This window comes from Pseudomonas pisciculturae, from assembly GCF_015461805.1.
Classification (GTDB): Bacteria; Pseudomonadota; Gammaproteobacteria; order Pseudomonadales; family Pseudomonadaceae; genus Aquipseudomonas; species Aquipseudomonas pisciculturae.
Window position 1 is genome coordinate 267,248 of the sequence record NZ_JACVZE010000009.1, and the last position, 14,363, is coordinate 281,610.

Consider the following 14,363-nt stretch of genomic DNA (forward strand, 5'->3'; position numbering starts at 1 on the left):
GATAAAAGGATTGCCTCATGGCTCTCGACGTTCAAGAAAAAGCACAAATCGTAGCTGACTACCAGCAAGCTGTTGGTGACACTGGTTCGCCAGAAGTGCAAGTTGCACTGCTGACCCACAACATCAACAAGCTGCAAGGTCACTTCAAGGCCAACGGTAAAGATCACCACTCCCGTCGTGGTCTGATCCGCATGGTAAACCAGCGCCGTAAGCTGCTGGACTACCTGAAAGGCAAGGATCTGGGTCGTTATCAGACTCTGATCGGTCGCCTGGGTCTGCGTCGCTAATAAGCGATTGCGCTAGAGGTTGGTTGTCTGCCGTGTGTCAGTGGGTTTCCCGCTGGCCCATGGCAGGCTCCCAGCCTCAAGTTTTATCTGGACACACGTTTTACCCTGGACGAGCGTCGGGCCGATTCCCGCCATTGCCCAAGAATTTCGCAAGAAGACAAGTTCCCCAAGAGCCACAAAGAAGGTAGGACACCGTGAACCCGGTTATCAAAAAATTCCAGTTCGGTCAGTCGACCGTTACCCTCGAGACAGGCCGTATCGCCCGTCAAGCCTCCGGCGCAGTGCTGGTTACCGTTGATGACGACGTTACCGTACTGGTGACCGTTGTTGGCGCCAAGACCGCTGACCCGAGCAAAGGCTTCTTCCCTCTTTCCGTTCACTACCAGGAAAAAACTTACGCTGCCGGTAAGATCCCTGGTGGTTTCTTCAAGCGCGAAGGCCGTCCTTCCGAGAAAGAAACCCTGACTTCCCGACTGATCGACCGTCCGATCCGTCCGCTGTTCCCAGAAGGCTTCATGAACGAAGTGCAGGTTGTCTGCACCGTCGTTTCCACCAGCAAGAAGACCGATCCGGACATCGCTGCGATGATCGGTACCTCGGCTGCCCTGGCGATCTCCGGCATTCCTTTCGATGGCCCGATCGGCGCAGCTCGCGTTGCTTTCCACGAAAGCACCGGTTACCTGCTGAACCCGACTTACGAGCAACAGAAAGCTTCGAGCCTGGACATGGTCGTTGCCGGTACCTCGGAAGCCGTTCTGATGGTTGAATCGGAAGCCAAAGAGCTGACCGAAGACCAGATGCTGGGCGCTGTACTGTTCGCCCACGACGAATTCCAGGCCGTTATCAAAGCGGTTGCCGAGCTGGCTGCCGAAGCTGCCAAGCCAACCTGGACCTGGGCGCCTCAAGCTGAAGCCACCGAGCTGCTGGGCGCTATCCGCTCCGAGTTCGGCGCTGCCATCTCCGACGCTTACACCATCACCATCAAGGCCGACCGTTACGCTCGCCTGGGTGAGCTGAAGGATCAGGTTGTAGCCAAACTGTCCGGTGAAGAAGGCCAGCCTTCTTCCAGCGAAGTCAAAGCTGCATTCGGTGAAATCGAATACCGCACCGTTCGCGAAAACATCGTTAACGGCAAGCCACGTATCGACGGTCGCGACACTCGCACCGTACGCCCGCTGAACATCGAAGTCGGCGTTCTGCCGAAGACTCACGGTTCGGCGCTGTTCACCCGTGGTGAAACCCAGGCTCTGGTAGTCGCGACCCTGGGCACCGCCCGTGACGCACAACTGCTGGACACGCTGGAAGGCGAGAAAAAAGACCCGTTCATGCTGCACTACAACTTTCCTCCGTTCTCGGTAGGTGAGTGTGGTCGCATGGGTGGTGCTGGTCGTCGTGAAATCGGTCACGGCCGTCTGGCCCGTCGTTCGATCGCTGCCATGCTGCCTGCTGCTGACGTGTTCCCGTACACCATCCGTGTTGTGTCGGAAATCACCGAGTCCAACGGTTCCAGCTCCATGGCTTCCGTTTGCGGTGCTTCCCTGGCGCTGATGGATGCTGGTGTGCCGATGAAGGCGCCGGTTGCCGGTATCGCCATGGGCCTGGTTAAAGAAGGCGAGAAGTTCGCCATCCTGACCGACATCCTGGGCGACGAAGACCACCTGGGCGACATGGACTTCAAAGTAGCCGGTACCGCTAAAGGTGTTACCGCGCTGCAGATGGACATCAAGATCAAAGGCATCACCGAAGAAATCATGGAAATCGCCCTGGGCCAAGCCCTGGAAGCGCGCCTGAATATCCTCGGTCAGATGAACCAGATCATTGGTCAGTCCCGTACCGAGCTGTCGGAAAATGCTCCGACCATGATCGCGATGAAAATCGACACCGACAAAATCCGTGATGTTATCGGTAAAGGCGGCGCGACCATTCGTGCGATCTGTGAAGAGACCAAGGCTTCGATCGATATCGAAGACGACGGCTCGATCAAGATCTTCGGCGAAACCAAAGAAGCGGCAGAAGCGGCGCGTCAGCGCGTTCTGGGCATCACCGCTGAAGCCGAGATCGGCAAGATCTACGTTGGTAAGGTTGAGCGCATCGTCGACTTCGGCGCATTCGTCAACATCCTGCCGGGCAAAGACGGTCTGGTTCACATCTCCATGCTGAGCGACGCTCGTGTTGAGAAAGTGACCGACATTCTGAAAGAAGGCCAGGAAGTGGAAGTGCTGGTACTGGACGTGGACAACCGCGGTCGTATCAAGCTGTCCATCAAGGACGTAGCAGCAGCCAAGGCTTCGGGCGTTTAATCACCCCAACGCTTTACGCTGAAAAAAGGACTCTTCGGAGTCCTTTTTTTATGAGCGCGGGAAAGTGAAGCGAAATCAGCCGTTTAGCTCAACGCAAAAGCCGCAACTTGCATGCAGGCACGATGGGCTTCATGCAAGTTGCACGATTTCGAAAATCACGTAAATTTCTAAGATATTGATTTATATAGGTTTTATAGGTTTTAAAAACTTGGCACAGCGCCTGCAATATCCCTGTTAACGCTGCAGCATCAAGGTACACACACTGCAGACTTTTATTAAAACAGGAGTTACCCGTATGAAGAAGTTCGCTCTCGCTACTGCTACCGCTCTGACCCTGGCTATGGGGGCTAACGTTGCCTTTGCTCAAACTTCCCAAGCGCCGATGACCCTGGCCGCTGGTGAAGTGACCAAAGCCAAAGAGTCCACTTCGGATACTTGGATCACCACCAAAGTCAAAGCTGACCTGCTGACCGAAAAAGGCATTCCAGGTTCGGACATCAAGGTTGAGACCAACAAAGGTGTGGTTACCCTGTCGTCTGACGTAGAAATCTCGGCATCGCAGAAAGCGACTGCTGTAGCGATCACCAAGAAAATCAAAGGTGTGACCGCCGTTTCCGCTGACAGCCTGCATGCCGGTGGTGCGTACAAAGCTGACAACGTAGATAAAACCAAGGCTGCCGCCGCTGACGCTAAAGGTGCTACCTCCGATACCTGGATCACCACCAAAGTGAAAGCCGATCTGGTTACCGAAAAAGGCATTCCTGGTACCGACATCAAAGTCGAAACCAACAAGGGTGTAGTTTCCCTGTCGTCGACCACCGCAGTGACCGATGCACAGAAAACTACCGCGGTGAACATCACCAAGAAAATCAAAGGCGTTAAAGCTGTATCGGCCGACGGCCTGAAAGCAGAGTAACGCTTAACGTATCGCTTTGAACTGAGCGTCGGCGGCAACGAGTGAGCCCGTTTTCCACTCAATGCACCTCACGCGTTCATGCGACCGACCACAGGGATGTGGTCACTACAGGCCCCGGCATTCGTGTCGGGGCCTGTTCTATTGTGGGTGAAATAAAGACGCCAGGATAATGGAGATCCAATGTGGGAGCGGGCTTGCCCGCGATAGCAGCGTGTCAGTCGCTGAATATATGACTGATGCACCGCCATCGCGAGCAAGCCCGCTCCCACAATAAAATTGTGCTGTGCTGAGGTTACTCGGCATCCAGATGCATCGGTGTCACCACCCGACCATCTTTCTCTGCCTGCCCCAGATTGGCATCAATGAAGTACACCCGGTCATCTTCCAATTGGCCTTTGTCCACCAGATAGTCCTTGATGGTACTGGCACGGTCCTGCCCCAGCTGGCGCAGCAACACATCACTGCCGCTCCAGAACTGGATGACGCCATCACGCAGCTTGGCGGTACGGTCATCGTCACTCAGGTCTTTCCACTCGGCCGGTGGTTGCTGTTTCAAGCGCGTGCGGTAAATGCCTTCCAGCAGCGGCGCCTTTTCTTTCTCCGGTACTACAAGCAATGAGGCTTGGGCAGGGACTTTGTCACCGCGGCGCTGAAGAATCTTGTAGAAGTTGTACTGGTACTCGCGCTCCAGGCGCTGGGCGGCGAGGAAGGCGCCGTCGCTGTTGGCGGCCGCTGTACCTTCAATTTCCAGGCGAAGGGTCGGGCGTTCCTTGAGTGCTTTAGCGAGCTTGTCCAAGGCCGCCTGGGCATCTTTGCTCAAGTCGCTGGAGCCGGCCGCGAACGACACATTGCCCAGGTCTTCTGAGCCACCGCCTGAAACCAGCCCGCCAAGCATCCGGAAAGGTGCCGTTGCAGCACGCACCACCAGGTTACGCAGGGTCTGCCACACAATTGGCATGACGCTAAATTGCGGATTGTTCAGGTCGCCGGTCACCGGAAGCTCGATGGAGATTTTGCCGTCGACGTCTTTAAGCAGCGCAATGGCCAGGCGAATCGGCAAGTCCACCGCGTCGGCGCTGTCTACTTTCTCACCCAGTTGCAGTTGTTCCACCACCACTTTGTTTTCGGCTTTGAGCTGGCCTTTGGTGATGACGTAGTGCAAATCAAGATTGAGCCGGCCCTTGCGGATACGGAAGCCGGCGAACTTGCCGGAGTAGGGCGTTAGCGTGGTCAACTCGACACGTTTGAAGCTGGTGGCGATATCCAGCGCGGCCATTGGGTCAAACGGGTTTACGCTGCCCTTGATGGTCACCGGCGCATAGCGGTCCACTTTGCCTTTGATATCGACGGTAGCCGGTTTGGCCTGGCGGCTGTCGATGGTGCCGATCTGACCGTTGAGCTGTTGAATCGCCGTTGCAAAGTTAGGTGTAAGGCTGAAGTCGGCAAAGTTGGCAGAGCCGTCGTTGATTGCAATCTGCCCGATACGAATACCCAGGGGTTTTTCCTTGCTGGCCGGCTTGGCGCTCTTGTCCGCCGGTTGAGGAATCAGCAGGTCATCAACGTTGGTGGTGCGATCATCGTTGATCATAAAGCGCGCATACGGCTGCAACAGGTTGACCTTGTCGATCGACAGGCTGTCACCGTGCTGGTAGTTCAAACCTTCGACTACTAAGCGCTGCCATTTCAGGAAGTCGCGGGTCTTGAGGGTGTCCAAGGTGTGCAGTTGGTCGACCTGCGCGCGTCCAGTGATCTGGAGCTTGAGTGGGTCAGTGCTTTTCAGGTTCACGTCAAGGTTACTGCCGAGCATGCCGCTGCGCAGTTCCAGACGAATAAACGGGCTGATATAGGACTGCGCGATCCGCAGGTCGATGTCTTGGGTCGTCACTTTCAGCTTGGCGCTGACCGGGTTCAGGTTGACCTCACCGGTCGCTGCAATTTTGCCCTGTTTGCCCACGCCGCTATCAATCTTGAGAGTGAAGGGGCTTTGGTTAAGGCTGTCGAAGTTTTGCACATCGACATTCAGCGGGCCCAGTTCCAGCGCGACCGCAGGCTTGGCCTGACGGTCCGCCAGGTGCACTTGGTAGTTACGCAGTTGCACATCCTTGAGCAGCACTTGCCATGGCTTGCTTGGCGCGGCAGGTTGGGGTTTTGGCGAGTCGGCGGTGGCCGGTGCAGTAGCCGGCTCTGGCGCCTGGGCCGGTTTGCTCGGCTGGCTGGCGAACAGTTTCTGCCAGTCCAGTTTTCCATCGGCTTCAAGGGCGGCCCAGGTTTCGAGCTTGTTGCTGCGGATCTTGCCGACCACCACTTGCTGCTTGGCCAGGTCTACGGTGGTTTCGCTGACGTCCAGACGCTCCAGGCGTACCAACGGCCGACCGTCGGGGGCCTTGATGGCAAACGGTGCGATGCTGGCGGCAGTGTTGGTCAGGTTCAGTTCGGTTTCTTTGGCCAGGCTGAACTTGTAGTCGGTGCTGAAGTTGAGCACACCGTCTTCGAGTACCAGTGGCAGGGCATCACGTACATACGGCCACCAGGCTTTCATCTTGCCATCGGTGACTTTGAGCGTGCCTTCGGAGGTGATCGGCACCAGGCTGAAATTGCCTTTCCAGTCGATCTGCCCACCTTCCGGGCCGGCGGCGACCAGGGTCATGTCCGCATTGTCTTCGGGCAAGGTGCTGAGATTTTTCAGCTCGAAATCGAGTTTGTCGTAGAGGAATTCGATGGGCTCGCTGGGGCGCAAGTCTTCGAAGTGCACATAACCGCCGGCCAGCTTGATGCCGTCTATACGCAACGGGAACGGTTTGGCATTCGGGTCGGCCGGGGTGGGTTCGCTTGGCGGCAGCTTGAACAGCTGCGCCAGGTTGAGCTGGCCGGACTTGTCGAACAGCACCTCGGTCTTGGGTTGGTCGAGCTGGACGTCGGCCAAGTGCAGGGCACGGGTCCACAGGCTGTCGATCTGCAGGTTGGCATAGAGGCGCTCGAAACCCAGTTGCTCCTTGCCCGGTTCGCCGATCTTCAAGCCCCAGACGGTCAGCTCCAGGCTGAACGGGTTGAGCTCGATGCGCTCGATGCGCGCCGGCACGCTGGCGTAATTGGCCAATTGCTGGTTCGCAATGCGAAGGGCAATGCCCGGCAGAATCAAGAAACCCAGCAAACTGTATAAAGCGAGGGCGGTCAACAAGGCGCCAGCGGCGCGGATCAATCCTTTGGGCATGGGGCGGCGCCATCTATGTCAAACAGGAGTGCCTTTGAGTATGGCACGGGTTTTCGGTTCCGAAGATCCAGACTCTTGGGAAACGTCCTACAACTGGAGTATCAGTGTTTTCAGGGGCGGTTGCTGATCTTGCGAAGGGAAATCTGCGCCAGGCGTCATGATTTGCCAATCGCGTACCGGGCGCCCGGCTTTTTCCGCGCAACGCAGCACTTGTTCGCGCCAATCCTCCATGCTGACTTTTGCCAGGTTGTTGCAGCAGATCAGTACGCCATTGTCCGCAGTGGTCAGCAAGGCGGGTTTGAGCAGGCTTTGGTAATCACGAAGCAGGTCGACCGTGCCGAATGCGCTCTTTGCCCAAGCCGGAGGGTCTAGCAATACCAGATCGTATTGACGTTGTTCCAGGCGCGGGTAACTCGGCAGTTTTTGCCCGCGACGCTGGGTGATCGGCAGGCCGGCCAGTTGTCGAATCGCCGGGAAGTAGTCGGACTGCACAAACTCCATGGTCGGCAAATGCGGGTTGAGCAGGCCGTTTTCGCGCCCGACTGCCAGGTTGCCCTCGGCAAAGTCCAGGTTACACACCTCACGTGCACCGCCAGCAGCGGCGCTAAGGCCTACACCGCAGGTATAGGCGAACAGGTTCAGCACGCTTTTGCCGGCGCTGTGGTTTTTGACCCAGCCACGGGTGTTGCGCAGGTCGAGGAACAGCAACGGGTCTTGCCCAGCATGTCGGCCGCGTACGCGGTAGCTCAGGCCCCATTCGTGGCCGACCAGGTCTGCCAGCGCGGCGGGTTCGGCGCGGTACACCGTGTCTTCGCGGTCGACCCGCGAGTTGCCACGGGCACGGTCGTTGTACACCAGCAGCAATTCCAGGCCGGTGAACTGGTTGACCAGTTGATGCAGCTCCAACAGCTCTTCGGTTTGCAGTGACTGGTGAAAGCTTTGCACCAGCAGTTGCGGGCCATAACGGTCGATGGTGAGGCCACCGGCGCCCTCTTGGCTGCCGTGGAACAGTCGATAGCAATCGGTGCCCTGGGCATGCAACTCGTTGATCAGGTCTTGGCGATGATCGAGGGCGGCGCGCAGCGCCTGATTCAAGGGAGACATGGAGCGCGCCTTGCTAAGTAGTAATAGGAGAATAGGGGTAATGAGGGCGCGGAGTTTAACAGCTATGGGCCGGCAGCTACATCAGCCCCATCCGCCGATGGGCGCGTTGTACCGAACCATTGCGCATGGCCCATCGCAACAATGGCGCACTGCGCTTGACCCCGGCGCGGATCATTTGGCGTTGCAGCGGGCTCTGGTGTTGTTCGAGCATGGCACTGGCCCACTCTGGCAGCAGGTCAATGCCCGCCTGCATCATCAAGGCGCCAAAGGGCTTGGCCATCGTGCTGGGGGAGGGGGCATTGAGCAGCAGGCGCACGACTTCGCGGCTGCGCTCGTCGCAGAGCAACTGCGGGCGGATGCGCGCGAGGTAATCCGAAATTTCCTGCCGTGAACGCGGAACATGCCGCGCGTCCAAACGTTCGGCCACCAAGGCGATTTCGCTGTAGTAACGATCCTGATCCCGACCGCTAAGGTGCGGGTTGCGATAGCGCAGGTGCGCCGCGAGAAAGTTGCTGACTTCCGCGACATGCACCCAGGTCAATAACTCCGGATCGCTGGCAGCATAAGGCCGCCCATCCGGCGCATGGCCGACCACTTGCAGGTGGATGGTGCGCACTTTTTCGATCAGCCACTCGGCGTCGCGCCGCGAGCCGAACGTGGTGCCGGAGATGAACTGTGAGGTACGCCGCAAGCGCCCGAGCATGTCCTGGCGAAAGTTGGAATGGTCCCACACGCCCGCCAGGGCCAATGGGTGCAAGGCTTGCAGCATCAAGGCACTGATGCCGCCGATCAGCATGCTGCTGAAATCACCATGGACTTGCCAGCTCACCGAGCCCGGCCCAAAAAGGCCTGGGTCGCCCTTGGGGTTTTCCAGGTCCAGTTGGCCCAGCGATAAACCAGTCAGGCTCATCAGCTGGTGTTCGATACGGCTGCGGATAAATTCCATGGCGGCTCAGGGTTTCCTAGCGGTTCAGGCGTTTGTCGATCAGGCCGTCCACTACGCTTGGGTCGGCCAGGGTCGAGGTATCACCGAGGCTGTCCAATTCGTTGCAGGCGATCTTGCGCAGAATGCGCCGCATGATCTTGCCGGAACGGGTTTTGGGCAGCGCGGGCGCCCATTGGATCAGTTCCGGCTTGGCAAAGCTGCCGATTTCCTTGCTGACCAGCTCCAACAGGTGTTTTTTCAACGCGTCGTTGGGCTCCACACCATTCATGGGCGTGACAAACGCATAAATGCCTTGGCCTTTGACGTCATGGGGGTAGCCCACCACGGCAGCTTCGGCGACCAGGTCGTGCAGCACCAGCGCGCTTTCCACTTCGGCGGTGCCGATCCGATGCCCTGAGACGTTGATCACATCGTCGATACGCCCGGTGATCCAGTAGTCGCCGTCCTCATCGCGCCGCGCGCCGTCACCGGTGAAGTAATAGCCGGGATAGGGTTTGAAATAGGTGTCGATCATGCGTTGCGGGTCGCCGTACACGCTGCGGATCTGCCCCGGCCAGCTAGCCTTGATCGCCAGCACGCCACTGCCGGCACCGCTAATGACTTTGCCTTGCTCATCCAGCAACACAGGTTGTACGCCAAACATCGGCTGGGTGGCGCAGCCCGGCTTGATGCGCTGGGCACTGACCAGCGGGCTGAGCATGATGCCGCCGGTTTCGGTCTGCCACCAAGTGTCTACGATCGGGCAACGTTGCTCGCCCACCGCGTTGAAGTACCAATCCCAGGCTTCGGGGTTGATTGGCTCGCCGACGCTGCCCAGCAAACGCAGGCTGGCGCGGGAGGTATTTTCCAACGGGCCGTGGCCTTCGCGCATCAGGGCGCGCAGGGCGGTGGGCGCGGTGTAGAAGATATTCACCTGATGCTTGTCGATCACCTGCCAGAAGCGCGAGCTGTCCGGATAGCTGGGTACGCCTTCGAACATCAGCGAGGTGGCACCGTTGGCCAGCGGGCCGTACACGATGTAGCTGTGGCCTGTCACCCAGCCGACATCGGCGGTGCACCAGAACACTTCGCCATCGCGGTAGTCGAGCACGTATTTGAAGGTCATCGCCGCCTGCAGCAAATAGCCACCGGTGGTGTGCAATACGCCCTTGGGTTTGCCGGTGCTACCGGAGGTGTAGAGGATAAATAGCGGGTCTTCGGCGTCCATCGGCTCGGGTGGGCAGTCATCACTCGCAGCCTCCACGGCTGGCTGGTACTTGAGGTCGCGACCTTCGCTCCAGTTCACGCTGGCGCCGGTGCGCTCTACCACCAGCACGGTGCTGACATTCGGGCAACTGGTCAGGGCCTTATCGACATTCTGTTTAAGCGCTACCGGCTTGCCGCCGCGCACGCCTTCATCGGCGGTGATTACAGTACGGCAGTCGGCATCGAGGATACGGTCGCGCAGGGCATCCGGCGAGAAGCCACCAAACACCACCGAATGCACCGCGCCAATGCGCGTGCAGGCCAGCATGGCGTATGCCGCTTCCGGGATCATCGGCATGTAGATGCACACGCGGTCGCCTCTTTTCACGCCACGGCTTTTCAGCACGTTGGCCAGGCGGCTGACGTTTTGATGAAGTTGGCGGTAGGTGATGTTGTCGGACTTTGTCGGATCATCGCCCTCCCAGATGAAGGCAGGCTGATCGGCACGCTCTGCCAAGTGACGGTCGATGCAGTTGTAACTGACATTGAGCTGACCGCCGGCAAACCATTGGGCGGCGCCGGTGTTGATGTCTGAGCGGTGGACGGTGTGCCAGGGCTTGATCCAGTCGAGAAAGCGCTTGGCCTGTTCCGCCCAGAAGGTGTCAGGTTGCTCGATGGACTGGCGATAGAGGCTCTGGTAGTCCTCTTGACTGAGTTGCGCAGCCCGGCGCACGGCATCGGCGGCAGGGAATGTGCTGATATCGAACATGTGCGGTCCTTATTCTTGTTTTAGGGACAAGTCATAAAGATGCACGCAGTGAGAGGAGGGTTCAAGGCCAACGTCCAAACGGACGTTGGCCTTGAGTGACCGGCTTCAGCCGCGGTGACGACCGCGGAAGTAGTTGATCAGGCCCTGGGTCGACGCGTCGTCGGCCAAGGTTTCTTCGGCGCCGGTCAGGCGGTTGTACACGCCTTTGCCCAGCTCTTTGCCCAACTCCACACCCCATTGGTCGAAGGCGTTGATGCCCCAGATCACGCTCTGCACGAACACCTTGTGCTCATACATCGCAACCAGAGCGCCCAGGCGGCGTGGGCTGATTCGCTCAACAACCAGGGTGTTGCTCGGACGGTTGCCCGGGATCACCTTATGCGGCGCCAGCTTCTGCACGTCGTCTTCGGAAATACCCTTGTCGCGCAACTCAGCTTCAGCTTCGCTGCGGGTCTTGCCGAGCATCAGCGCCTGGCTTTGGGACAGGCAGTTGGCATACAGCCACTGATGGTGGTCAGACACCGGGTTGAAACTGACGATCGGCACGATAAAGTCGGCCGGGATCAGTTGGGTGCCCTGGTGCAGCAACTGGTGGTAAGCGTGTTGGCCGTTGCAGCCGACGCCGCCCCAGATCACCGGGCCGGTATCGGTGGACACTGGCGTACCGTCCTGGCGCACGCTCTTGCCGTTGGATTCCATGTCCAACTGCTGCAAGTGTTTGGTGATGTTACGCAGGTAGTGGTCGTACGGCAGGATCGCGTGGCTCTGCGCGCCCCAGAAGTTGCCGTACCACACGCCGAGCAGGCCCAGAAGCACCGGCATGTTCTGCTCGAACGGCGCGTTTTGGAAATGCTGGTCCATGGTGTAGGCACCAGACAGCAACTCCTTGAAGTTGGACATGCCGATGGCCAGGGCGATTGGCAAGCCGATGGCCGACCACAGCGAGTAACGCCCGCCCACCCAGTCCCACATCGGGAAGATGTTTTCTTCGCGGATACCGAACGCTACAGCTGCCGCGTTGTTGCTCGATACGGCGATAAAGTGACGATACAGCTCGGCTTCCGAGCCACCCTGGGCCAGGTACCAGGCACGTGCGGCCTGGGCGTTTTTCAGGGTTTCGAGGGTGTTGAACGATTTGGACGAGACGATAAACAGCGTGGTCTCGGCGCGCAGCTTCATCGTCAGCTCGTGGAACTCGCTGCCGTCGATGTTTGCCAGGTAGTGGCAGCGGACGCCTTTATGGGCGTAGGACAACAGCGCTTCGGACACCAGCTCAGGACCCAGGAACGAGCCACCGATGCCGATGTTCACCACGTCAGTGATCGGTTTTTCGGTGTAGCCACGCCATAGGCCGTCGTGGATGCGGCCCACCAGGTCAGTGATCTGGTTCAGCACCTTGTGCACGTCCGGCATGATGTTCACGCCGTTCACCGACAGCTTGTCACCCACCGGGCGACGCAGGGCGGTGTGCAGCGCAGGGCGGCCTTCGGACGAGTTGACCGGCTCGCCGGCGTACAGCGAGTTGATCGCGTCTTTGAGGCCGACTTCCTTGGCCAGGCCCACCAGCAGGTCACGGGTTTCGCTGGTGATCAGGTTTTTCGAGTAATCGAGGAAAAGTCCGCAGCTGCTCAAAGTGAATTGGGAAAAACGCTGAGGATCGGCATTGAACGCTTCGCGCATGCTGAAATCCTGCATGGCTTGGCGGTGTTGATTGAGCGCTTGCCAGGCGGGCAGAGCGGTAACGTCATGAGGAGTGCGGTAGTACGCCATCGCTGCGGGTTTCCTTTTATTACGGGGACTGCCTTTAGGACACTTCTAGGCCCGGAACGTCCAGTCTTTCATCGAGGATTGGGTTCCGGACAGCGCTAACCATAGCGCAGGGCGATTACATTAAACCTAGCGTGGGAATATGTCTTGGCTTTGTCTGCGCTGTGGCCGGTACTTTTTTATACCGGCACAGCGGGGAGGGGGTCAGTTGAGGTTCAGGTGCAGGTTGTCGATGAGGCGGGTGGCGCCCAAATAGGCAGCTACCAGGATCACAATGTCGCGGTCTTCGGCTGTGGCCGGGCGCAGGTGTACGCCTTGGCGCACTTCGAGATAGTCCATGCGCAGCCCGGCGGCTTCGATCTGGCGGACCTGTTCGGCACGCAGTTTGGTGAAATCGTGGTCACCGGCTTTGATCGCGTCGCCAATCTGGCTGAGGCTGCGGTACAGCACCGGTGCGATGGCGCGTTGTTCTTCGCTGAGGTAGCCGTTACGCGATGACAGCGCCAGGCCGTCGTCGGCACGCACAGTGGGCTCGCCGATGATCTGGATCGGCATGTTCAGGTCGTGGACCATGGCGCGGATCACAGCCAGTTGCTGGTAGTCCTTCTGGCCAAACACGGCGATGTCCGGCTGGACCATATTGAACAGCTTGCTGACCACTGTCGCCACGCCTTCAAAGTGCCCCGGACGGCTAGCGCCGCACAGCCCCTCGGACAGTTGCGCAACGCTGACGCGGGTCTGGCCGGTGGTGCCGCCTGGGTACATTTCCTCGACAGTGGGCGCGAACAGCAGGTTGCAGCCCGATTGCAGGAGTTTTTCCTGGTCGGCGGCCAGGGTGCGCGGGTATTTGTCCAAGTCTTCGCCGGCGCCAAATTGCAGCGGGTTGACGAAGATGCTGGCGACGACAAAGTCGGCTTGTTGTGCAGCCTTGGTCACGAGTGTGGCGTGGCCGCTGTGCAGGTTGCCCATGGTGGGCACGAAGCCAATGCGTTTTCCAGCGTTGCGGGCGTGGGTCACAGCGGCCCGCAGTTCACGTACGGTTTTTACGGTGTTCATGCAGAGAATCCGTGTTCGGCGCCAGGGAAGGTCACGCCTTTGACTTCAGCGACGTAGGCGCTCAGGGCTGCGTGAATGCTGTCCTGGCCGGTCATGAAGTTTTTCACGAACTTCGGCACGCGACCGGTAATCGACAGGCCGAGCATGTCGTGCAGCACCAATACCTGACCGTCGGTGGCCGAGCCGGCACCAATGCCGATCACTGGTACTTTAACGGCTTGGGTGATTTCTGCCGCCAGTTCGCTAGGAACGCATTCAAGCAGGATCATTGCCACACCGGCTTGTTCCAGGGCGATGGCATCGGCACGCATCTGACGTGCCTGGGCTTCGTTACGGCCCTGGACCTTGTAGCCACCGAGGATGTTTACCGACTGCGGCGTCAGGCCCATGTGCGCGCACACCGGCACACCGCGCTCTGCCAGCAGGCGAATCGACTCGGCCAGCCACACCGCCCCTTCTACCTTGACCATGTGCGCGCCGGCACGCATCAGCTTGCCAGCATTATGGAAGGTCTGTTCGACGGTGGCGTAATCCATGAATGGCAGGTCGGCGATGATGAACGCGCCATCATTGCCGCGTTTGACGCTGGCAGTGTGGTAAGCGAGTTCGTCGGTGGTCACAGGCAAGGTGCTGTCATTCCCTTGAAGCACCATGCCCAGGGAGTCGCCTACCAGTAACACTTCAACCCCGGCTTGGCAGCTGGCGTGGGCGAAGGTGGCGTCGTAGCAGGTCAGCATGGTGATTTTTTCACCTTTGAGCTTGAGGCTCTGCAAGGTGGTCAGGGTAACGTCTGGCATGAAAAGGGTCCTCGTTCAGGCGCTT

The 14,363-nt window shown here is 58.8% G+C and carries 10 protein-coding genes; 3 read left to right on the top strand and 7 right to left on the bottom strand.

Going from position 1 to position 14,363, the window contains the following annotated elements:
• Positions 1-17: 17 nt before the first annotated feature.
• The 3 genes from rpsO to ICY20_RS23685 all read left to right on the top strand — a co-directional run bounded on the left by rpsO (position 18) and on the right by ICY20_RS23685 (position 3,503).
• Positions 18-287 (top strand): 30S ribosomal protein S15, encoded by a 270-nt coding sequence (rpsO, locus tag ICY20_RS23675; RefSeq protein WP_003177875.1) that lies wholly within the window; start codon positions 18-20, stop codon positions 285-287.
• Between the two features lie 194 nt (positions 288-481).
• Positions 482-2,587, top strand: coding sequence for a polyribonucleotide nucleotidyltransferase (gene pnp, locus ICY20_RS23680; protein WP_159956145.1), 2,106 nt, complete (start codon positions 482-484; stop codon positions 2,585-2,587).
• Positions 2,588-2,882: 295 nt separating this feature from the next.
• Positions 2,883-3,503, top strand: a complete 621-nt coding sequence (locus ICY20_RS23685) for a BON domain-containing protein (RefSeq protein ID WP_194938715.1) — start codon at positions 2,883-2,885, stop codon at positions 3,501-3,503.
• Between the two features lie 292 nt (positions 3,504-3,795).
• Here ICY20_RS23685 and ICY20_RS23690 read toward each other — a convergent pair whose 3' ends face one another.
• From ICY20_RS23690 to panB, 7 genes are all read right to left on the bottom strand, one after another.
• On the bottom strand, positions 3,796-6,714 hold the full coding sequence (locus tag ICY20_RS23690) for a DUF748 domain-containing protein (protein WP_194938716.1): 2,919 nt from the start codon (positions 6,712-6,714) through the stop codon (positions 3,796-3,798).
• A gap of 87 nt (positions 6,715-6,801) precedes the next feature.
• Positions 6,802-7,818: a class I SAM-dependent rRNA methyltransferase gene (locus ICY20_RS23695; RefSeq protein ID WP_159956151.1), complete on the bottom strand. Its 1,017-nt coding sequence runs from the start codon at positions 7,816-7,818 to the stop codon at positions 6,802-6,804.
• 76 nt (positions 7,819-7,894) lie between these two features.
• Positions 7,895-8,764 (bottom strand): oxygenase MpaB family protein, encoded by an 870-nt coding sequence (locus tag ICY20_RS23700; RefSeq protein ID WP_194938717.1) that lies wholly within the window; start codon positions 8,762-8,764, stop codon positions 7,895-7,897.
• Between the two features lie 16 nt (positions 8,765-8,780).
• Positions 8,781-10,718, bottom strand: coding sequence for an acetate--CoA ligase (acs, locus tag ICY20_RS23705; RefSeq protein ID WP_194938718.1), 1,938 nt, complete (start codon positions 10,716-10,718; stop codon positions 8,781-8,783).
• 105 nt (positions 10,719-10,823) lie between these two features.
• Entirely contained in the window at positions 10,824-12,488 is a 1,665-nt protein-coding gene (gene pgi / locus ICY20_RS23710; protein WP_194938719.1) for a glucose-6-phosphate isomerase, read from the bottom strand.
• A gap of 201 nt (positions 12,489-12,689) precedes the next feature.
• Positions 12,690-13,541, bottom strand: a complete 852-nt coding sequence (gene panC / locus ICY20_RS23715) for a pantoate--beta-alanine ligase (RefSeq protein ID WP_194938720.1) — start codon at positions 13,539-13,541, stop codon at positions 12,690-12,692.
• A complete protein-coding gene (gene panB / locus ICY20_RS23720; RefSeq protein ID WP_122486208.1) occupies positions 13,538-14,338 on the bottom strand; it encodes a 3-methyl-2-oxobutanoate hydroxymethyltransferase in 801 nt (266 codons plus the stop codon). The genes panC and panB overlap by 4 nt, the downstream gene beginning before the upstream one ends.
• Positions 14,339-14,363 lie beyond the last annotated feature (25 nt).